Source organism: Sporosarcina obsidiansis (assembly GCF_009651005.1).
Classification (GTDB): Bacteria; Bacillota; Bacilli; order Bacillales_A; family Planococcaceae; genus Sporosarcina; species Sporosarcina obsidiansis.
In genome coordinates this window covers 12,925-34,862 of the sequence record NZ_WHVW01000028.1, presented here as the reverse complement: position 1 = coordinate 34,862, position 21,938 = coordinate 12,925, and the positions used below count along the sequence as shown (strand labels likewise).

19 protein-coding genes are annotated in these 21,938 nt (G+C 38.4%); 7 read left to right on the top strand and 12 right to left on the bottom strand.

Translation table 11 applies throughout. From position 1 onward, the window contains the following. The 6 genes from GD002_RS16370 to GD002_RS16345 form a co-directional block, all read right to left on the bottom strand. On the bottom strand, positions 1-838 hold an 838-nt coding region (locus GD002_RS16370; RefSeq protein ID WP_153733441.1), incomplete at its 3' end, for an iron-containing alcohol dehydrogenase. Positions 839-856: 18 nt separating this feature from the next. Further along, positions 857-2,329: an aldehyde dehydrogenase family protein gene (locus GD002_RS16365; RefSeq protein ID WP_153733440.1), complete on the bottom strand. Its 1,473-nt coding sequence runs from the start codon at positions 2,327-2,329 to the stop codon at positions 857-859. Between the two features lie 457 nt (positions 2,330-2,786). Further along, entirely contained in the window at positions 2,787-4,232 is a 1,446-nt protein-coding gene (locus tag GD002_RS16360; RefSeq protein WP_153733439.1) for an aldehyde dehydrogenase family protein, read from the bottom strand. Further along, positions 4,225-5,319: an aromatic ring-hydroxylating oxygenase subunit alpha gene (locus GD002_RS16355; RefSeq protein ID WP_153733438.1), complete on the bottom strand. Its 1,095-nt coding sequence runs from the start codon at positions 5,317-5,319 to the stop codon at positions 4,225-4,227. Before GD002_RS16355 ends, GD002_RS16360 begins: the two co-directional genes overlap by 8 nt. A gap of 45 nt (positions 5,320-5,364) precedes the next feature. After that, positions 5,365-5,613: a ferredoxin gene (locus GD002_RS16350; protein WP_153733437.1), complete on the bottom strand. Its 249-nt coding sequence runs from the start codon at positions 5,611-5,613 to the stop codon at positions 5,365-5,367. Between the two features lie 25 nt (positions 5,614-5,638). Further along, positions 5,639-6,673 (bottom strand): NAD(P)/FAD-dependent oxidoreductase, encoded by a 1,035-nt coding sequence (locus GD002_RS16345; protein ID WP_153733436.1) that lies wholly within the window; start codon positions 6,671-6,673, stop codon positions 5,639-5,641. Positions 6,674-6,921: 248 nt separating this feature from the next. On the opposite strand from GD002_RS16345, the gene GD002_RS16340 reads away from it, so the two are divergent. Then, entirely contained in the window at positions 6,922-8,286 is a 1,365-nt protein-coding gene (locus GD002_RS16340) for a sigma-54 interaction domain-containing protein (protein WP_153733435.1), read from the top strand. A 183-nt stretch (positions 8,287-8,469) separates the two neighbouring features. Here the strand turns inward: GD002_RS16340 and GD002_RS16335 are convergent, their stop codons facing one another. Both GD002_RS16335 and GD002_RS16330 read right to left on the bottom strand, forming a co-directional pair. Beyond that, entirely contained in the window at positions 8,470-8,946 is a 477-nt protein-coding gene (locus GD002_RS16335; protein WP_153733434.1) for a cupin domain-containing protein, read from the bottom strand. A gap of 291 nt (positions 8,947-9,237) precedes the next feature. Next, positions 9,238-10,452, bottom strand: a complete 1,215-nt coding sequence (locus GD002_RS16330) for a dicarboxylate/amino acid:cation symporter (protein WP_153733433.1) — start codon at positions 10,450-10,452, stop codon at positions 9,238-9,240. A gap of 524 nt (positions 10,453-10,976) precedes the next feature. Here GD002_RS16330 and GD002_RS16325 point away from each other — a divergent pair. From GD002_RS16325 to GD002_RS18285, 3 genes are all read left to right on the top strand, one after another. Next, positions 10,977-11,819, top strand: a complete 843-nt coding sequence (locus GD002_RS16325; RefSeq protein ID WP_153733432.1) for a YitT family protein — start codon at positions 10,977-10,979, stop codon at positions 11,817-11,819. 526 nt (positions 11,820-12,345) lie between these two features. After that, a complete protein-coding gene (locus tag GD002_RS18260; RefSeq protein WP_153733431.1) occupies positions 12,346-12,498 on the top strand; it encodes a helix-turn-helix domain-containing protein in 153 nt (50 codons plus the stop codon). 119 nt (positions 12,499-12,617) lie between these two features. Continuing rightward, positions 12,618-12,785, top strand: a complete 168-nt coding sequence (locus GD002_RS18285) for an IclR family transcriptional regulator domain-containing protein (RefSeq protein ID WP_153733443.1) — start codon at positions 12,618-12,620, stop codon at positions 12,783-12,785. Positions 12,786-13,113: 328 nt separating this feature from the next. Here the strand turns inward: GD002_RS18285 and GD002_RS16310 are convergent, their stop codons facing one another. From GD002_RS16310 to ttdA, 3 genes are read right to left on the bottom strand one after another with little or no spacing between them, the layout of a single operon-like run. Then, positions 13,114-13,911 (bottom strand): fumarylacetoacetate hydrolase family protein, encoded by a 798-nt coding sequence (locus GD002_RS16310; protein ID WP_153733430.1) that lies wholly within the window; start codon positions 13,909-13,911, stop codon positions 13,114-13,116. Positions 13,912-13,931: 20 nt separating this feature from the next. Continuing rightward, a complete protein-coding gene (gene ttdB, locus GD002_RS16305; protein WP_153733429.1) occupies positions 13,932-14,543 on the bottom strand; it encodes a L(+)-tartrate dehydratase subunit beta in 612 nt (203 codons plus the stop codon). Next, complete coding sequence (gene ttdA / locus GD002_RS16300; protein ID WP_153733428.1) at positions 14,540-15,451, bottom strand: L(+)-tartrate dehydratase subunit alpha; 912 nt, start codon at positions 15,449-15,451, stop codon at positions 14,540-14,542. The genes ttdB and ttdA overlap by 4 nt, the downstream gene beginning before the upstream one ends. 379 nt (positions 15,452-15,830) lie before the next feature. Between ttdA and GD002_RS16295 the strand changes: the two genes are divergently transcribed. Further along, positions 15,831-17,471, top strand: a complete 1,641-nt coding sequence (locus tag GD002_RS16295) for an SLC13 family permease (RefSeq protein WP_153733427.1) — start codon at positions 15,831-15,833, stop codon at positions 17,469-17,471. A 68-nt stretch (positions 17,472-17,539) separates the two neighbouring features. On the opposite strand, the gene GD002_RS16290 is transcribed toward GD002_RS16295, so the two are convergent. After that, the gene (locus tag GD002_RS16290; protein WP_153733426.1) at positions 17,540-18,262 is read right to left on the bottom strand and encodes a GntR family transcriptional regulator; all 723 of its coding nucleotides are present in this window, start codon (positions 18,260-18,262) and stop codon (positions 17,540-17,542) included. Positions 18,263-19,275: 1,013 nt separating this feature from the next. On the opposite strand from GD002_RS16290, the gene GD002_RS16285 reads away from it, so the two are divergent. After that, a complete protein-coding gene (locus tag GD002_RS16285) occupies positions 19,276-20,808 on the top strand; it encodes an AbgT family transporter (protein ID WP_153733425.1) in 1,533 nt (510 codons plus the stop codon). A 552-nt stretch (positions 20,809-21,360) separates the two neighbouring features. Continuing rightward, complete coding sequence (locus GD002_RS16280; protein ID WP_153733424.1) at positions 21,361-21,933, top strand: nitroreductase family protein; 573 nt, start codon at positions 21,361-21,363, stop codon at positions 21,931-21,933. The last annotated feature ends 5 nt before the right edge of the window (positions 21,934-21,938 follow it).

Here is a 21,938-nt window from a genome sequence, read left to right as displayed (position 1 = left end):
TTGCTACACCGTGCGGGGTATCATATAATCCCCCAATGGCCTCTGCTACACAATGAACACTAGCTGTATCAGCGTTTCCGAATGCAATACCTGCAATCAGGCTTCCTATCAGCATGTTTTCACGAGCAGATTCATTGTCCTTTCCATAGACTGCCTTTTCAAGGTTCCCACAAATAAGGCGAATTGCATGTAAAGCCATTCCATCACTAATAGGATTTGCTACCTTACAGGTATAAGCTTCAATGGCATGCGTTAACGCATCCATACCAGTACTTGCCGCAATAAAGGCCGGTAAGGAAGCAGTTAATTCTGTATCAAGTAAGGCTACTTTAGGTGCAATCCTAGGATCACCAATAGCCATTTTATACTCATTTTTTGTATCTGTGATTATAGACCAGAATGTTACCTCACTGCCTGTTCCTGCAGTTGTGGGTATGGAAATAATAGGAAGTGGATCAATCGGTGCAACAGAAATACCTTCGTAATCTTTAATACTTCCATCATTTGCAAGAAGAATACTAATTGCTTTTGCTGTATCAATTGCACTCCCTCCGCCGATGGTAAGTATGCCCTCGATTTTTTTGTTTCTAAATTTATTTGCTGCAAAATCACAGTCTGTATCTCTAGGATTTGGCTTCACATCATAATACTCATCAAATGTTATATCATTATCTTGTAAACTTTTGTAGATATCTTCTAGCAACCCTGCGCTTTTTATTCCTCTGTCTGTAATGATCAATACATGTTCTAGAAGGTTTTCTCGCAGAACTTTACCTGCTTCAAAACGAATACCTTTTTTCATAATAACTTTAGTTGACAATAAAAATTGAAATTCCATACTCTCTCTCCTCTTATATTAATTCTCGAACCAACCAACAGGCTCAACTTGTAGATTGATATTAATTTGTTTGGTTTCTTGAAATTCTTGCAATCCAAATGTCCCTAATCCCCGGCCAATGCCGCTTTGTTTATAACCACCCCAAGGTGCCTGAACAAATCCTTGGTGATAGGTATTTATATAAGTAATGCCAGCTCTAACTTTTTTTATTACACGTAATGCTTTAGCGCTGTCATTTGTAAAGACGCTTCCTGCAAGTCCGTACTTCGTATGATTTGCAAGGTAAATAGCCTCTTTCTCATCTTTGAAAGATTGAATCACTGCGACTGGACCAAATATTTCTTCCCGGACAATTCTCATTTCGGGTGTAACATGGGTGAATACAGTTGGTGCAATAAAATATCCACTATCTAGACCATTTTCTTCGAGTCGGTATCCCCCGCATGCAAGATGTGCTCCTTCTTCTTTTCCGATTTCAATATAATTTAATACACTCTCCATATGCTGATGACTTACAAGAGGGCCCATTTCTGAATCCGGATTGTCACCTGTTCCAACCCTAATTTGTTTAGCACGCTCAATAAATTTTTCAGTGAATTCTTGACAGATAGATTCTTCCACTAAAATTCGAGATCCAGCAGAGCATACTTGTCCAGATCCAAAGTAAATTCCGTATAGTGCGTAATCTACGGCAGTTTCGAAATCTGCATCTGAAAATATAATGTTAGGTGACTTTCCACCGAGTTCGAGTGAGATGTTAGTAATGTTTTCCGATGCTGCTTTCATAATTTGACGACCAGTATTCGTACCACCAATAAGCGATATTTGATCAACTAGAGAATTAGTAGAGATTTCATTTCCCACTTCACGTCCAGGTCCCATCACTAAATTCGCAACGCCATCTGGAATCCCTACTTCCTCAATAATTTCAAACAGCTTTGTTGCAGTTATAGGTGTCATCTCAGAAGGTTTAAATACAATGGTGTTTCCTGCTGCTAGTGCAGGAGCAATTTTCCATGCACACATTAGAAATGGGTGGTTCCAAGGAACAATAAGTCCGCAAACACCAACAGGTTCATGAATCACAATTGTCTGTATAGTCTCTGAAGCACTATAAGTCTGGCCATCCATTTTTGTAATAAGTCCAGCATAGTAGCGAAAACATTCTGCTGCATCACTTACATCATATCCCGATTCACGAAAAGTTTTACCATTGTCTAGCGTTTCAAGACGAATCAACTCTTCACTGATTTCCTCAATTTTATCTGCAATTTTAAATAGGAAAGATGCTCTTTCTGAATTAGGCATCTCCGACCATATTCCGCTATCAAATGTTTTTCTCGCCGTCTCAATCGCAATCCTTGCATCTTCTGCATTTCCACTTGCTGCTTTAGCAATTACTTCTCCAGTAGCAGGGTTAATTACATCCTGTGTTTTTTTTGATATGGACTCTTTCCATTTACCATCAATGTACATTTTAAGTTTCAACATTTTTCTTCTTTCCCTTCAATGATTACTGTGTTAATTACAAGATAAGGATTTCTTTAAAAAGGGCTTTTACTATTAAATAATAATATCTTTTCTATTAATAAATTGATATAGATACTGTTTTTGGAATTTTAGTCTACAACCAAAATGTCTTTGCACTTTTTATCAATAAGCCCTTTTAGTTGGCATTGTTCATTTGTAATGGTTAGTTCTACTTAATATAGATTTGAACATCCTTTTATATAAACACGGAATGTAAAGGAAACTTCATGGCCGATTTAGCCTTTTGAATTCAGTCACTCTGTAAATCATTAATCCATTGGCAGTGCACTTGAATCAATTGGTATTCTAGTTAGGAGTAACTGGTTGATTCCCTTGTGAATTGTGTCGCTTACTTTTATTGAACTGAAGGAAAATGAAGAAATCTTTATGTTGATCGATTATCCGACTTCCTTCACTTTCATCCTTGATTCCAGACAACAAGCTTCATTTCTGTCATCTCTTCAATGGCATATTTGAGTCCTTCGCGTCCAGTTCCGCTTTCTTTCACGCCGCCATAAGGCATTTGGTCCACTCGGTAAGTCGGTACGTCATTGATAATTACACCGCCTACTTCCAAGTTTTTAGATGCGTATAAAGCATGTTGTACGTTATTCGTGTAAATTCCCGCTTGCAGTCCGAAACGAGAGTCATTGACCAGCTCAACTGCTGCCTCTACTGAATCAATCTTGTTAACCACAACGATCGGTGCAAATACTTCCTGGCAAGAAACTTTTAGAGCATGATCTGCGTTTACGATAATCGTGGGTTCAAGAACACCGTTTTGCGCTTGACCACCAGCGAGGATTTCCGCATCACTTTTCTTTGTTTCCTCGATCCAGTTAAGTGTACGTTCTAATTCTTTCTTTGAAATCAATGAAGAGATATACGTATCCTCTGCTAGCGGATCACCTAGCTTCAATTGCTTAGCAGCAGCTACAAACTTAGACGTGAATTCATCATATAGATCTTCATGGACGTAAATACGCTGTGTCGAAATACATACTTGGCCTTGATTTGAGAAGGCCCCCATAATACAGCGATCAATAATGGAATCTACGTCTATATCTTTATCAATGATCAATGCCGAGTTGGATCCAAGCTCTAAAGTCGTTTTCTTCAATCCAGCTTTATTGCTGATTCCGATTCCAACACTCGGACTTCCTGTAAATGTAACCAATTTAATGCGTTCATCCTTGACTAGCACGTCACCAATGACACCGCCCGGTCCTGTAATAACATTTAACACACCCGCTGGAAGCCCTGCTTCTTTGAATACTTCCTCAATGAAAAGGGCAGATAATGGCGTTTGAGAAGCCGGCTTCAGGACAATCGGATTTCCAGCAGCAATTGCAGGTCCGACTTTATGTGCTACTAAATTCATTGGGAAGTTGAATGGTGTAATAGCAGCAATGACACCGATTGGTTCACGCAGCGTATATCCGATTCGTCCAACACCGCCTGAAGCAGCGTCAAAAGGAATGGTCTCTCCATGAATACGCTTTGCTTCTTCCGCTGCAAATTTATAAGTCTCAATTGTTCTAGCTACCTCGGCTCTAGAAAAGATGAGCGGTTTTGCGGATTCGCTTGAAATGATAGTCGCAGCTTCTTCCGCTTTATCTGTTAGGATTTTCGCGACATTCTCCAAGATCTCTGCACGTTTGAATGCAGGCATATCACCTATCACTTTTCGTGCATTATAAGCAGCTTCAATCGCTTTTTCTGTCAAAGCTTGATCCGCCATGGCGATATCAGCGATCTTTTCGTCAGAGTATGGGGAGAACAGTGGAGCGTAGTTAGGTGCTTCCACATATTCCCCGTTGATCATTAGTTGTTTAGCAGTTGTTTTATCGAGTAATTTATTCATTGAGAGCCTCCAGTACCATTTCATGGAATTGCACGATTGCTTGTTCAGATTGAGAGTAACGACCTTTTTCAAAAGCACGTGATTTAAAGCCGAGTTGCTCCAATTCAACCAATTCGATATCTTCGAAGCGAACTTGCTCCGCGAATGTCATCAAGTCTTTCTCCTCTTGCGTTAATTTGTCTAAGCTGTCTTCACTGAAGTAATACGTGTAAACGATTTCCGTATTTTCATGATCGATCGGAACCAATTGAATCGTTGCCATATTAGCAGGTCCCGGATAAATTGTAAGCATCAGGTTCGGCCACAGCCAGAAGAAAGATCCGCCTTTCATTTCTGCCTCATTCAGGTTCACTTCCCCGTATTGCTTGTCAGGTTTCACCATGGATCCTTGGAAGGAATAGTTCTCACACGTAATAATCTGATAATCATCCATATCCAGTGTATCAATGAAGCTCGGGTGTGCCACGTGGCAATGGTCACATTCCAAATAGTTTTCAATGAATGCTTTCCAGTTCGCCTTAATGTGACGCGACTTACGGTGAGTAAATTGTAAGTTTTTCAAGAAATCGAACTTCCCAAGACGATCGAAGAAGTCTCCATATGATTCAGCCAATGGTTTTGCATTGTCATCCAGGTTAACGAAGATCAAAGATTCGATGACTTCCATTCGGACTGAACGCAGGCAAGCATCTTGTACGCAAGCCGCATCCTCTTCACTGCGGAAGTTTGGTGCTTTGTTTAATTCGCCGTCTGTCTTGAACGTCCAGCCATGGTACGAACATTGTAAAATCTTCTTTTTGCCTGAATCACTTTTCTCGAGCTTTGTCGCTCTGTGCGGACAGACATTATAAAACGCACGAAGGACTTCATCTGTTCCGCGAATTACGATAATCGGGTCATCACCGATTTCAGCAGTGAAAAATGCACCTTTCTTTTCCACTTGGCTCACATGGCCAACCAGTTGCCAACTTTTTGCGAAAATCATTTCTTTCTCTTTCTCCAACACGCTCGGATCTGTGAATAAATTATAAGGCATGGTTCTCTCGAATTTTCTATCTGTTGCGTTCTGAACTTTGTTATAAGCCATTTCTCATTCTCCTTCAGGTTTCTAGTTTATATTTTAAAAACTTAGTTAACTAGCTTCTACTCTCTGACAAGCAAACGGTGTGTCGGACATTTTGATAGAGTTAGTCGGGCATCCTTCAAATGCATCCTCCAAATCCTCGATCAAATCTTCGGGAACTTCTGTGACCCCTTCATTGTCATCTAGCAACGCATAGGCAAAACCATCATCCGTATACTCAAATAATTCAGGTGCAACAGGGTTACATGCTCCGCAAGCGATACACGTGCTTCGCTCCACCATCGTAAATTGTGCCATATCTCCGCCTCCTACTTTTTAGTGATCAGTTAACTCCCGCTTTCACTTTCTTTGGATCTTCTTCTTTATCTCCCATAACACTTGTGCTGTGCAACGGCTGCATTTTTGCTGTCGGATCGATATATACTTTGGCGCTGCTGACTGCAACCGGTGCTTCTCCAAAACCTGAAGCAATCAGCTTTACTTTTCCTTCATAAGTGCAAATATCACCGACCGCATAAATCCCTTCAACATTCGTTTCCATTTTCGAATTCACGACAACGGAATTTTTCTCAATTTCAAGATTCCAGTCTTTTATGGGACCAAGAGATGAAACGAACCCGTAATTGATCAGGACATCATCGACTTCAAGCTCAACTAGCTCTTCTGTTTTTGAGTGTTTGATGATTACTTTTTCAATTTTCTCTTCACCGACCAATTCAACTGGAACATATGGTGTCAATTTCTCCACTTTGGATTGCTTCAATAATTCCACGCTGTGCTCATGCGCGCGGAACTTATCACGACGGTGGATAATCGACGCTTTTTCAGCAATCGGTTCAAGCATCAATGCCCAATCTACTGCGGAATCTCCGCCACCGAATAACGCTACTTTCTTACCTTCAAACTGGTTCATGTTCTGAACAAAATAATGAATGTTCTGACCTTGAAACTTCTCTTCGCTTTCGATTTCCATTTTGCGCGCTTGGAATGCACCGTTTCCAGCAGTGATGATAATGGTCCGGGAATAGTGGATTTCTTTATCAGTCGTCAATTTGAAAACGCCATGATTTTCTTTTTCGACTTGGATGACTGTTTCACCTAAGCAAACGGTTGTTTCAAACTGATTCATCTGCTCTATCAAATTATCTACCAGCTCTTGGGCTCTGATTTTTGGGAAACCAGCAATATCATAAATGAATTTTTCAGGATAAAGTGCAGATAGCTGGCCACCAAGTTGCGGTAAGCTTTCGATTATTTTTACTGACGTTTGCCGAAGACCCGCATAAAACGCTGTAAATAAGCCGACTGGGCCGCCACCGATAATTGTAATGTCGCTAACTTCAGCTGTTCTATTCATGTTGTACCTCCTCATAACCATTCAATTACGTATTGTGATACGTTACGGGGCGACTAGGGATTTCCCTCATTTGTGCCACGTTACTAAATACTATTGCAAGTTTTGTGCCAACTTTTGAAATTCGCATAAGAATAAGTTTAATATCGATTTATTTTAAAATCACTGCTACAATTGAGTCGAAATCAGTTCAATAGAATAACATTTTTTCTAAAATTGACTCACATCATGTATTTGGAAGGTGACCTTGTATGCCAGATAAAGAAGAACAGACAAAAATGGATTTATCTTTAGAATCGTTACTTAGAATACTGGATTATTCATCAGATGAAATTTATGTTTTGGATGGGGAAACAAGGATTGTCTATGTCAATCGAAATTGTGAAAAACATTACGGAGTGAAAAAAGATGATGTGGTAGGAAGATATAACGATGATTTTTTTAACGAGGGATACTGGACACCCTCTGCTGTTCCGCTTGTGTCGGAAAAGAAAATACCTGTGTCGATGCGTCAGCAAACGAATATCGGAGCTGAACTGCTAACTAGGGCTTTCCCTATACTGAATAACCAAAATGAAATCGAATACATAGTGTTTACCGCAACTGAAATAAAGGATTTTACTCGTCTCATAAAATCGGAAGAACAGCCTTTACATAGTGAATTAAATGAGGATTTCACCAATACATTCATCACGAACAATAAAAAAATGCGCAAAATCTTGAGCTTTTGTAAAAAAGTCGCACCAACGGATTCAACTGTATTGGTCCACGGTCAATCTGGAACCGGAAAAGGTGTGATCGCCTATCATTTACACAAATTGAGCAAAAGAAAAAACGGTCCTTTCTTAAATGTGAATTGCGCAGCGATCCCAGAGGAATTGCTAGAGTCAGAGCTGTTTGGATATACAGCAGGTTCGTTCACAGGGGCTAAAAAGGAAGGAAAAATAGGGTTATTTGAAGCTGCAGACAACGGGACAATCTTTTTGGATGAAATCGGGGAATTAGCCTTGCCTTTGCAAGCGAAAGTGCTTCAAGTTATTCAGGATAAGAAATTTATTCCGATTGGCAGCAATGAAAGTAAGTCAGTCGATATCCGTATTATTGCCGCTACAAATCAAGACCTACTCAAAATGGTGGAAAATAAAACGTTCCGAGAAGATTTATACTACCGTCTCAATGTTATCGATATCTATATGCCACCATTAGCCGAACGCAAAGAAGACATCGTTCCCCTAACATACAGCTTTTTAAGCAAATTTAATGAAAAATACAATTCCAATAAAATTATTTCTGAGGACTGCTTACATGTACTTTGCCATTATTCGTGGCCTGGCAATGTGCGTCAGTTGGAAAATCTAATGGAGCGGCTGGTGATTACGAGTGAGGCGGTCATCGAAGTGGACGATCTGCCGGAGGTAATTTTGGAAAAGGTAAAAGATATTCCCGAACTGGTCTATTCGAATTCATTGGAAAAAGCCTTAGACAGTGTAACGAGTACGATGGTCAAACGATCCTATCAGAAGTTTGGTTCTTCGAGAGGGGTGGCAACAGATTTACAAATTAGCCAGTCGAAAGCCTCTCGATTAATTCGGGAATATTGTCAGAGCGATGAATAACTTGGGGATGGGGATTCGAAGCATTACAGCATAGTAATCTCCTACCTTTTAGGTAGACAAGATCCATTAGACCGAGTCAGTGTATACCAGTCGGAAAAACTGTTTCTACTTAATAGGTGCAAGAGACAATGATAAATTGTTTCTTGCACCATTGTTTCTTGTACCCTATAACAATCACAGAAACTACGTCAATTTTTTAATGACCTCATGATATTCGGGATACTGGGATAACAATTCTTCTTGATCAAATAATTCGAAATCCGCAAAATCAAAACCTGGCGAGACCATGCACCCTACTAACGAAAATGTATTTTCCCCTTTTACGGAAGAACCAAAAATCGTATGCTTTGACACAATAAATTGTGGTACTTCGCCATTTTTGATATCTAACCCTAAAGCCACTTCCTCATATTGTCCATCAGGCGTAATCATGTGGACAGTCAACGAGCTTCCCCCGTGAAAATACCAAATTTCATCAGACTGAAGACGGTGGAAATGCGATACATCTTGTGAACGAAGTAGGAAGTAGATGCTTGTATAAAGCGGCCGTTCTCCCTGAGTAAACTCCGATACGAAGCCTGATCGATATGTGGACTTGTAGAATCCCCCTTCAGGATGCGGTTCTAATTCTAGATTACGTATCCACTCATGTGCGTTCATATAGTCACTCCCTGTACTATGTTTCGGTTATTATAGCATTTCAAATTACATACCATTGCAACTAAAGCCTTGGAAGTAAACAAGCCAATGATCAGTTTCCTTTACTAGCCTGATGTCAGAAAAATTGTAGACTCTTGCGCTGTTTTGACGCACCTGTCACCAAGGTACTCTTTATGGATATGCAGTAATCTAGTATGTATTCAAAATAAAAAAGCGATCCAGACAGTCAGCAATGCACCGACTATCTGGCCAGCACGTCGAATCTCACTCTTGGGCTTGAAATTCCTTTTCTTATTTATTTACATCATCAGTCCATAGCCCATCTTCAGTGGCAGCGACCACTACGGAAGCCGAAGCATCCCCCAAAATATTCACCGATGTTCTAAACATATCAAGAATTCGATCGATGCCAGCAACTAAAGCGATTCCCTCTAACGGCATATTAACTGAGCTTAATACCATCGCGAGCATGATCACGCCAGCTCCTGGCACTCCCGCTGCTCCAATAGATGCCAACACAGCGATCAACACTACTGTAAGTAATTGTAATACCGATAATTCCAAACCATAGAATTGAGCAATAAAAACCACAGCTACCCCTTGGTATATAGCCGTTCCGTCCATATTGATCGTCGCTCCTAGAGGAAGTACAAAACTACTGATCTTTCTAGGAACACCTAAATTTTCTTGCGTATTTTTTAACGTGACAGGTAATGTTCCCGCACTGCTACATGTACTGAGCGCCACAATAGAGGCTGGAGCCATTCCTTTAAAAAATTTCATTAGACTAATCTTCGCAAACGTTTTTACTGCCATAGAATATATGAATACCACATGAAGAAGACACGCAATGGCAACCGCTAGAATTACTTTTACTAATGGTAGCAATACACTTATCCCATATTGTACGACTACTGGTGCAACTAATCCCAAGATCCCAATTGGCGTTACCCACATGATAATACCCGTGATCTTATACATAATTTCAGCAAAACCTTCAAAGAAACGATACACTGGCTTTGCTTTCTCCCCAACTAATGTGATAGCTATCCCGACAAAGATTGCAAAAAATATGATTTGCAATATATTACCTGAAGATAGTGCAGTAAACGGATTATCGGGAATTATATTTAGTAAAGTAGCAATGACTCCGTCTGTTTCATTCACTTGTGTAGCTGCTTCTGGAGTACTAATATTGATTCCTTTTCCTGGTGAGATCATAAAAGCAACTACTAATCCAATCGTAACTGCAATTCCACTAGTAACTAAATAATACGTAATCGTTTTCGCTCCAATTCTGCCCAACTGCTTCGGATCTCCCGTACTGGCAAACCCAACGACTAGAGAAGCGAGAATGAACGGTGCGATAATAAACTTAATTAAACGTAAAAACATATCTCCTAAGGGCTTTATCACTTCAATGGAAGGCCCAAAAATAATACCTAAAATAATTGCAATACCAAACACAATGAAAATTTGCGCCAATAAGTTACCCTTTATCCTCATTCTACTCTCTTCTTTGCAATAAATTGGTAAGCGATTTCACTACAGATTATTATATGCCTTCAGATCTCACTTTCCTTCTTTCATTATCTAGTTCCCCCTCACTCTATTCGAAGCTAATTTTTCACAGTGTTATTGGAACAGATACTGAATTAAATAGGATCGATTGAAAGAAAACATGAGTGCTTATGACAATATATGGGTGCGTCAGAGAAATACGACACCAAAATCAAAAAGCCGGTCCGCAAAGTAATATAGGATCGACTTTTCGACCGTTCAATATGGTTGCAAGTTAGAGTTGTTTATTCAGAGGATTGAAATTTATGGAAACTAAGAGAAAGCATTGATAAAATCATTCTTCACTCTTCGATTTAGATACTTTATCTTATAATCAAATTCTTATTTATAAAATACCTAAGGGATACGTTTTCAAAGAATTTTGTTATAGTAATTGCATAAGCAAAAGTTTATAAAATACGTGGGGTGGCATACAACTGTATGTCGCTTTTTTTAGAAAGGAAGATACGATGCAGCGAAAAGTGATTGACTACTCCGCTTTAATTATCGGATCGTTTATATTTGCGTTAGGTATTAACTATTTCGCCATCCCCAACATGCTGTCAGAGGGTGGCGTGATCGGGATTACAATCATTACATACTATTTATTCGAGTGGTCTCCAGGACTTGTAAGTTTCGTTCTCAATCTAACTCTCATTTTAATAGGTTATAAATTTTTCAGTAAAAAAACGATTGTTTATACATTGGTAACAATTGTTTTCATGTCGATATTTTTGGAAATCACCCACTCGTGGGGAGAACCACTTGGCAATGATACGTTACTGGCGGCACTCTTTGCAGGCGTGTTTGTAGGAACTGGTCTTGGAATGATTTTCAGAGTAGGCGGTACCTCAGGGGGAGCTACTACGTTAGCGCGGTTACTCCAGAAGATGCTTGGCTGGAGTGTAGGAAAATCCATGCTAATCATTGACATCACGGTGATTTTATTATCTGTTTTTGTCATTGGAAAGGAAAAAGCGATGTATACATTAGTGGCTGTTTACGTTGGTGCCAAAATCATTGATAAAATTGTAGAAGGTGCTGATGATCGGAAAGCGGTCATGATTATTTCGAAACACCAAAATGATATTCGCAAAGAATTACTTAATAAAATGGGTAGAGGCGTCACCATTTTGGAAGGACGCGGTGGGTATACATTGGAATCACAAGCCATCCTCTATGTCATCATTAACAAAAACGAAATTGTTCAGCTCCGTCGCATTCTGGAACGAGTCGATGAAGATGCCTATGTCACGATTAACAATGTACAAGAAATTTTCAAGAAAGGATTTAAAGAGAAGCGACCGAGATAGCAATTAGAATCACTGAGTGAGTTATAAGGTCACTAAAAAAGTCCTCAACCTACATAAAGAAAAAATTCTCCAATTAAGACAGATTTTTATGTGTTTCGTGAAGGATAAATGCGAATTCTACTAACTGAATATATAAGATGCAGAAACTTTTTCGATTTTTTTAATGCGAATTGCTGAGTAAACTCTGATTTATTCATATGAGGCTTTTCAACTTTATTAACTGAATAGACTATTTATCCTATCTAATCATTTACATTTCATCTATCAATTTGAACGCAATGTCAGTATTATCTGTAACGCTTGTCAAGAACAATTTTAAATACTTGAACATCCATAATCTTTTTTGCAAATGTATCCTATAGTAAAGAAGTCACGAACATAATACTACAGCTTTCGGATACTGATCATATGATATAATTGAACAATAATTACCACAGAAGTAATACTAGCAAATGAGTGAGCAAGATGACTGTACAATCAGTCGACCGCGCCCTATCGATTCTGGAGTTTTAAATTGAAAATCTGAATGGTATGGCCCCCATCTCAATTATCAAAAGAACTTTATCTCGCTAAAAGTTCAGCACATCGATTAATCCTGAGTCTGGTTGCCAGGAACTTTATCATTCAGGACACCGAAAACGAACGATATCAATTGAGTATAAAATTTGTTAATTTATAATATGGATTAATTGAAAATACGGATATTAGGAAAATCATACGTCTGAATATTGGAGAGTTACCATCTCACGTAAATGAATTTTTCATCTCAGTATCCTCGACGGTCATTAAGTTGTCTATATCGATAAAGTAGTGGGCAACAGAACAATAAGACTGTATTCGCAAATCGGTAAGCATGCACTTCTTCATTGTACAGGTATAGGAAAGATGATTATGACCGATATGGAAGATGATGAAATTACAAGAAGGAAATTACTGTATTGCGGATCCAGTATATGGTTATATTAATAATATTGAGCCGATTTCAGTATTTTAATTCCAACTGAACGGGTAAAACAAGGGATCAAAGAGGTTCAGTATATAGCGCTTATTATGAATATACCCAGGAAAATTTCAACAATGACGGGTTATAAAAAGGGGACGTCCAATAAATGGAGATCCCCTTTTGAATATCAATCTTTTATTGTTTATTATTCTGCAATTGTCAGCCATGTTTACAATATTAAGTAGTTTCTCTACTGAAATCTCATATATGCAGCTACTTATGAATGTGTATATTATAGTTATAAATTGTATCTTCTGCAGTCTATTGAGTAACAGTTATACTTATAAATAGTTATCTAACATAGCTATGAAGCTTTCCAATTTGATCTACCTCAACAACTACAGTATCTCCTGATTTCATTGGACAACTTCCAGAGGGTGAACCAGTAGCTAAAATATCGCCTGGTTCTAGCGTCATAACCTGTGAAATCCAACTGATGAGGTAAGGGATAGAAAACGACATTTCATTAGTATTTCCATCTTGCACAATACATCCATTAAGTGTAGTGACAATCCTTAAATTAGTGGGGTCAATCCCCCTAACAATACAGGGTCCTAGAGGCCCGAATGTGTCAAAACCTTTGCCTCGTGTAAACTGAGGATCAGATTTAGTAAGATCTCTGGCAGTTACATCATTAAATATAGTACAGCCGAAAATATAATCCATGGCTTCTTCTTGTTTTATGTTTTTACCACGTTTCCCTATAATAAGGGCCACTTCACCTTCCATTTCTACCTGCTTTGTTAAATCACTTGGTGGGAGTATAATTTCTTCCTGATCTGAAATTATAGAGGAGATTGGTTTTAAAAACAAAAAGGGTTCTCTGAGATTAGTTTTTCCTCCGGTTTCTATTGCATGTTCTGCATACGTCCATCCAAAATTCACAATTTTGGATGGCACAACCGGTTCCAATATCTTCACTTCACTATATTCAACTATTGAGCCATCATACTTTATTACATTGTCCGCGATTTCAGAGAAACTGCTAGACAATTGTAATATACAATTATCTTCTACGATTCCATAATGTATTTCACCGTTATATTGTTGATATCGGACAAATATTTGTGTACTTTGAAGTACCTCCACTTACACATCAGCTCCTAACCTTACTTGATAAATCTCACCTGCTTACTAATAAACTCATATTGTTCTTCTTTTCTTTTATTAAACTCTACTTTATTTCTTTCAAATATATTATTGCCTTCTGAATCAATAGAAACAATCAAAGGACCAAACTCTTTAACTTCACATACCCATAAGGACTCAGGCATCCCCAGATCCTTCCAATGCACTTCTTTTATTCTTTCAACCTTTGTTGCTGCATAAACAGCATTCCCTGCCGGAAAGACTAAATGGAGTGCTTTGTGATTCTTACAGCCCGCTTCTGTATTTTTTCCCATTCCACCTTTTCCAACAATTAGTTTAACACCTGTTTGTTCGATAAACTCCTTTTCGAACTTTTCCATTCTCATACTAGTTGTAGGTCCAATTGAGATTATTTCGTAGTCCTCATTTCCGTGGTCTCTTACAATAGGACCAGCGTGAAATATAGCGTTACCATTTAGATCCACAGGCAAAGGAATTTTTTCTTCTATGAGCCTTCTATGGGCAACATCTCTGCAAGTAACTATTGTACCTGTCAAATATATGATGTCTCCTATTTGTATATCCTTAAGATCCTCATCTTTTATCGGAGTAGTTAATATTTTTTTACTCATAGTGTTACCCCCTTATGGGTATTAATTACATAGTCTAGCTTACTGTCGAAGGTAATTTTACCTCTTCTATGGGACCAGCATCCCGTGTTGACTGCTACCCCTATGGTAGAAGGGTGTCTTGCCGTATTCACAACGTTGACACCCATAACTGATTTAGAACCTTTTAGCCCCTGTGGCCCAAGGCCGATTGCGTTGACTCCATCCTCTAAAAGTCTTTCCATTTTTGCTGCATTTTCATTTTCATTATGACTTCCAACAGGTCTCATTAAGGCTTTCTTTGAATTCATTGCAGCTGTTTCCACAGAAGTTCCAACTCCAACACCAATAAGTAGTGGCGGACAGGCGTTGATTCCATAACTTGTCATTCTATCAAGCACAAACTTTACCACGCCTTCATAACCTTCGCCTGGCATTAAAACAGTTGCGACACCCGGAAGAGTACACCCACCCCCAGCCATGTAAGTATAAATTTCAACCTTATCACTATCTTCTTCGATTTCCCAAAATATGCTAGGCGAACCGTCACCAATGTTTTCTCCAGTATTATATTCATCAAATGTTGCCACGGTATTATGACGTAAAGGAGTTTCCAGCGTTGATTTATATACACTATCCTTAAGGATACTATCCAACTGACCGATAAGAGGGAAATTCTGTCCGCACTTCACAAAGAATTGAAGAACCCCTGTATCCTGACAAGAAGGTCTTTTCAACTCGGAAGCCAAACTTTGATTTTCAAACATGGTGTCATAGATAATCTTTGCCAGAGGATTGCTTTCTTCCTCACTCAACTCTCTTAACTTATTTTCAACGTCATCCGGAAGTTTGTAGCTAACAAGTGATACAAACTTTGACATAAGGCTTGTCATCTTTTCTCTTTGTTGTGTTTTATCAATAGTAATATTCATTACAACTCTCCTCATATTTTAATTTTTTTAATCATTCTATAAATGATCAACTATATTTCACGTGAACTTTATAAAATGAGACTAGCAACACTCACGGATTTGTAAGTTCCTTAAAATGCATGATAGATATCCTCATAGAGTCTACCTATTTTATCTATTACTGAAAAACCTCTCATGGATCTACCTCCTCTTATTTTCTAAATATTATATCTATATTCATCATAATTAACGTATACGATAAAGTCAATTAATTTTATTTAACTAACGAATTAATACATTTTAAAGAATTATATTGACAATAACGTATAAGTTAAAGTAATATCTGAAATGTAAAATAATTTATAAATTTGGATATCAAACGGAGAGGAGAGTCAATATAATGACGTCTTTAAAAGCTTTTTGGGGTAAAATGTGGGGTATAGACAATCAAGTTAGAGAATGGATAAAAAATGTTGTCAGTTTACAAAGGATTTCAAGTGTAACTAAAAACTCAGACATATCTTTTCAAGAAAAAGCAACCAGCCAACAGCCTGAACCTAGAAGAGAGATACCAAGAACCTACTCTAAATCACAATTTGCAGGTTTAATAATTGGTCCCATCCTTTTTTTATTAATCAATTTCTTAGTTACACCATCAGATATGTCAAGAGAAGCTACTACTGTATTAGCAGTTGTTGCATGGATTGCTAGTTGGTGGGTTACAGAAGCAATTCCAATTCCACTTACTTCATTATTGCCTTTAGTTCTGTTTCCTCTATTAGGAGTAATGGGCACGGGTGAAGTTTCAGCTTCCTATGGAGATCCACTCATTTTTCTTTTTGTTGGAAGTTTCATGATAGCGCTTACAATGGAGAAGTGGAATCTCCACCGGAGGATTGCACTGGGGATTATTTCCTTTATCGGAACTAACCCGAGCATGATTGTTCTTGGTTTTATGTCAGCTACAGGATTTTTATCTATGTGGATATCAAACACCGCTACAACTATGATGATGGTACCTATGGCACTTGCTGTGACAAAACATGTAGCAGACTCACTGAATCAAAAGGGAGTAGAAATAGACACAACTCCCGGAAACTTTCCCTTTGGGACAGCTCTAATGTTAGGAACTGCGTATAGTGCGACTCTGGGAGGTTTCGGAACCCTAATTGGTGCACCAGCAAATACAATATTAGCCGCTACGGTGAATAAATTATACGGCGTTCAAATCTCATTTGCACAATGGATGATGTTTGGCGTTCCACTTGTTATTATTCTTATCCCTCTTGTTTGGTTATATCTTGTAAAAGTTGCCTATCCTTTGAAAGTGCAGGATATTCCTGGAGGACGTACTATTATAAAAAAAGATCAACAAGAGCTTGGGAAGATGAGCTTTGAAGAAAAAGTTGTTTTATCGGTCTTCTCATTTATCGCGATAGGTTGGATAACAAGAAGTTTTTTACTACAAAAGTTCATTCCTGGAATTGATGATACAACAATCGCTTTACTCGGAGCATTTCTATTATTTATTATTCCCGCTAAAAATAAAGATGGAAATATTCTAGACTGGGAAACTGTGCTAAAACTTCCTTGGGGAATTCTGTGGCTCTTCGGAGGTGGTTTAGCTCTTGCAGCAGGAATAACTAGCTCAGGGCTTGATCAATGGATTGGTGGCCAGCTTATTAATTTCACTGAAGTTCCTCTTTGGTTAACTATTGCTCTGATAGTTGGGGTTATCACGATACTTACAGAGTTTACTTCAAATACAGCGACAGCGACAATGGTTTATCCGATTGTTGCAGCAGGAGCAGTAGCACTAGGAATTGATCCTATTATTCTGATGGTTGCAGCATGTATGGGCGCTACATTTGCTTTTATGTTCCCAGTTGCAGCACCGCCAAATGCGATAGTCTTTGCTACGGGTTATATAAAAATGAGCACTATGGCTAAAACAGGTATATGGCTTAACTTGGCATGTATCATCTTTTCGATTATCATTGTTTCATTTTTTGTTCCAATTATTTTTGGAGGATTACTATAACTTATCTAAGCCCTCTTTCGTTTTAGAATTGAGGGCTTTTTTATACAATAGAATTATTCACCCGACGTTTATAATTCGTTCATCTCATCAAGTGCTTTTAAGATTTCATTACGTGCTCTTTTTCGATGGGATTGCATAACCATTCGTGCAGCAGAACCTTCACCCGCTCTCATACATGATATAATTGCTTTATGCTCTGTAATTGACTGTAACGGCAATGGTCGCTTATTTATAGTATATAAGCGTGCACGATACAATTGATCAGAATGAATATCGATGATTGTATTCAAACGTTTATTTTTGGCAAATTCAATAATTAAGTGGTGGAATTGGTCATCTAAATAAGACCACATTCTTAAGTCATTTTGTTCAATTGCTTGTTCTTGCTTATGAATGAGAAATTCAAGCTGTTGTATTTCATTATCTTCAATCTTCTCAGTAGCCTTTTCTACAGCAAAGCCTTCCATAATCTCTGAAATTTCATATATCTCCTTCAAATCTCTTTTTTCAATTGGTTCTACAGTAAAGCCCCGTCTTGGAATTAGATGAACCATACCTTCTGTTTCTAAACGAACCAAAGCCTCTCTGACTGGTGTACGGCTCATTTGCAATAAATCTGCCATTTCTTTTTCGAGAAGAGTTTTTCCAGGAAACAATACTAAGTCACGGATTGCAAGACGCATAATATGATATGCACGCTGTGGTAGCCGATAATCATCTAACCCCTCCAATTGGTTGATAAACCGGAGTATTTCTTCATGTAAACCATGTTCAGTTTCTGTATTATTCATGTGAAAAACACCTACCCTATATCTATCTGATTTTAATTTTTCAGACAATTAAATAATTCTTTTACTTATTATTGGTATCTTTTCTTAAATCGATGAGTTTGCTTCTCTGTACATTCACTATTTTAATTGTAGCAAAATCTTATTTGCAATGCAGTACCCTATAGTGGAGAAAGCTTAAGAAAATCAATCATCAAAAGAAAAGCTTCTCTGTTAGCACCTAATAAAGGCTAAGCGTGTACACTTCTGACATAAGTCACTCTGTGAAGACTATACGTTTCAATTAACAATGCGACTGTAATCACGTTTTGTACACAGGTCGGCTCTGGGTTAATTATATTGCCGAATTTAATTCTTCTGATAGACATAAAGAACTTCTCGTTATTAGAATCGCTTCAACCTCACCTAATTGACTCAAGGAGATGGCGTGCTCCCGAGACAGATGGAATGACAACTTATGCACTGCAATGCTTCCGAGATACCGTGTCGGCTGTAAGCAATTTTCAGCAAGTAAAGGATCGGGCTTTACTCTCGCTGCACATATTTCCCCAAAGTTTGAGATTTAGAAGCTGCAAACCTCCTATTTAATTTAGGATTTTTTTCATGGATTATGACAAATACCTAAGTTGAGATGGAAAACTTTAAAGAGGTTACATATAAAAAAGGAAATTAAAGATATCTATGGAGTCCATTGTTTAAAAAGACTCCCGATTACTTTTAGAGCAAAATTATTTGCCATCGATTATGTCGAAACGTTTCTATGCTAAGCATGTCATAAAGTCCTCATAAGTTATTGATAACTAAGTTTAACTCTTGAATTTTCATTCTCAGGCGGTTATCATTTCAAAACTATCAAAACATTCCCTATAACGTCACAAGTTTATATATTTTTCCAATTTAATTATTTCACTAAAGTATTCAATTAAAGAACTTTCTTCTATATACTGAATTCAGTTTAAAAAATTATTTATTTTTTTAAATATTGAATAGTATTTTAATAGAGGAAGGAGATCTTTATGAAGACAGAGAAAAGAGGGTTTTTCCAAAAGTTTTTAGACATGATCGAAAAAACTGGGAATAGATTACCCCATCCGGTGACATTATTTGCGCTTCTTGCTCTTCTAGTGATCGTATTATCGGCAATCGTCTCTTCTTTCGGCATAAGTGTCGCCCACCCGGGAAAAGAAGGAGAAATGATTGAAGTCCATAATTTGCTCAGCGGTGAAGGAATACACTATATCATTACGAATATGACATCCAACTTCATCAGCTTTGCGCCCCTTGGCGTCGTGTTGATTACAATGCTTGGTATTGGAGTAGCTGAAGGATCTGGGTTAATCAGTGCATTGCTTCGTGGATTTGTGATGTCTGTTCCTAAACGCTTGATCACACTCGGATTAGTTTTTGCAGGTGTTATGTCAAGTGTTGCTTCAGATGCTGGATATGTTGTATTGCCACCCCTTGGAGCTGTTTTATTCGCGGCTCTCGGTAGACATCCGTTGGCCGGTCTAGCTGCTGCCTTCGCAGGAGTTTCAGGCGGATTCAGTGCGAACTTGCTACTTTCTGGTACAGACGCACTTCTCGGTGAATTAACGATTATGTCAGCAGCCATCATCAATCCGGAGTATGCAGACGGTATGAATATCGCCATGAACTATTATTTCATTGCATTTTCGGTACTTGTACTTACAGTTGTAGGTGCGTGGGTTACAGAAAAAATTGTGGAACCACGCCTTGGTGAATACAATGGTGAATATCGTGAAAAAGTTGAAAAATTAACTAGTATTGAGAAAAAAGGTCTGGTTTGGGCTGGTATTTCAGTTGTAATTGCCGGGATTCTAGTTGCGTTGCTCGTGCTACTACCAGGCGCACCGTTGCGTGGAGATGAAGCAGATATGCCAATCATCAAATCACCATTCATGCAGTCACTCGTGCCAATCATTGCATTTCTTTTCTTTGTACCAGGACTAGTCTATGGTAAAGTAACAAAACTGATCCGCAATGATAAAGACGTAGCTGCCATGATGTCGACAACGATGTCTGCAATGGGCATGTTCATCGTGCTATCTTTCACTGCAAGTCAATTCGTTGCATTTTTCTCTGAATCAAATATGGGCTTGGTGTTAGGTGTGTATGGGGCAAATTTCCTTGACAGTATTAATCTTAAAGGAATTCCTTTACTATTGTTATTTATTCTCATAGCAGCTTTCATCAACTTGTTCATCGGCAGTGCTTCTGCAAAATGGGCCATGATGGCACCGGTATTCGTGCCGATCATGATGCAACTTGGGTATTCACCTGAATTGACTCAAATGGCGTACCGAGTGGCGGATTCATCCACCAATATTATTTCTCCACTGATGACTTATTTTGCGATTATTATCGCATTTGCTCAGAAGTATGATAAAAAAATGGGAATCGGTACGTTGGTCTCCGTCATGTTCCCTTACTCCATGTTCTTCTTGTTGTTCTGGAGCTTGACGCTGATCGTTTGGATGCTACTCGGCATCGATTTAGGACCTGGTTCTCCGATTTATTACGGGAATTAAATCAGACATTCAGGAACACATCGAATTGGAAGACCCACTGGCGATTTGCTCAGTGGGTCTTTTCGATTTCGTTTCTCATTACTTATGATCATTCCGCATTTTATATACATTATAAAAAAATTGGATAATAAGAAGTATATAAAGAAATATACCGATTAGTAGAATTTCGTTTTTGGTCATCTGTCCAACAAACTTTATAAACAATAAGAGTAAAGGCATGGCAAGAAACATCCAAACAGTTCTAACCATTTTTCTTCTATAACTCAATTTAAGATAACTGATGGTAAAACCTTTATCGATCTTTTTTGTATTTCTGTAGAAAAACGAAAATAACCCATTGATCATTAAGACAATCAGGATCATCATACTGAGATCCTGTAATTCAGGTGACATAAACGCGTCCCCCCTACTTGCAGTTTACTAATTTAATTTTAACATATTAGTAGGACATCCTGACGTAAACCAGTTGTAAATATTTTCATTCATGATACGATTGTAATTGATAATGATTTTCATTTCGTCTATCTATGCAATAGAAAGGGGTTTCCATCTATGAGTTATGAAGGAAAAAATGATGTAGAAAAAGCCATCATCAGTAGAAGATCCATTAAGGCATTTAAAACAGAACCAGTTGACGTGGAGGAACTTATTGAACTGCTGAATGTCGCCAAGTGGGCTCCGAATCACAAGCTCACCGAACCTTGGCGATTTCAATTATATACGGGTGAAGGGAAAGAAAAGTTTGTTCAGTCCTATATAGATTCCCAGCCAAAAACGGATGGCGCAGTTTCTGAAAAAGTAAATAAGAAAGCAGACTACTTCCGCAAGATTCCCCTCCATCTCGTTGTGATCATGCCGGAAGATCCGCGGCAAAGGAGATGGGATGAAGATTACGGAGCAGTCTCCACCCTGATTCAAAACTTTCAGCTCGCTGCTTGGGAACGTGGCATCGGAATGATTTGGCGATCAAACGATTGGATATACGACCCTATTTTCAGAGAGGCAATCGGTGTAAAACCAGGCGAGAAAGTCGTCGCGACCCTCATGATCGGTTATCCAAAACACGTACCTGAACCGCAAGATCGGACAGATATTCGAGAACTGCTAACGATTATCGATCATTAAAATAA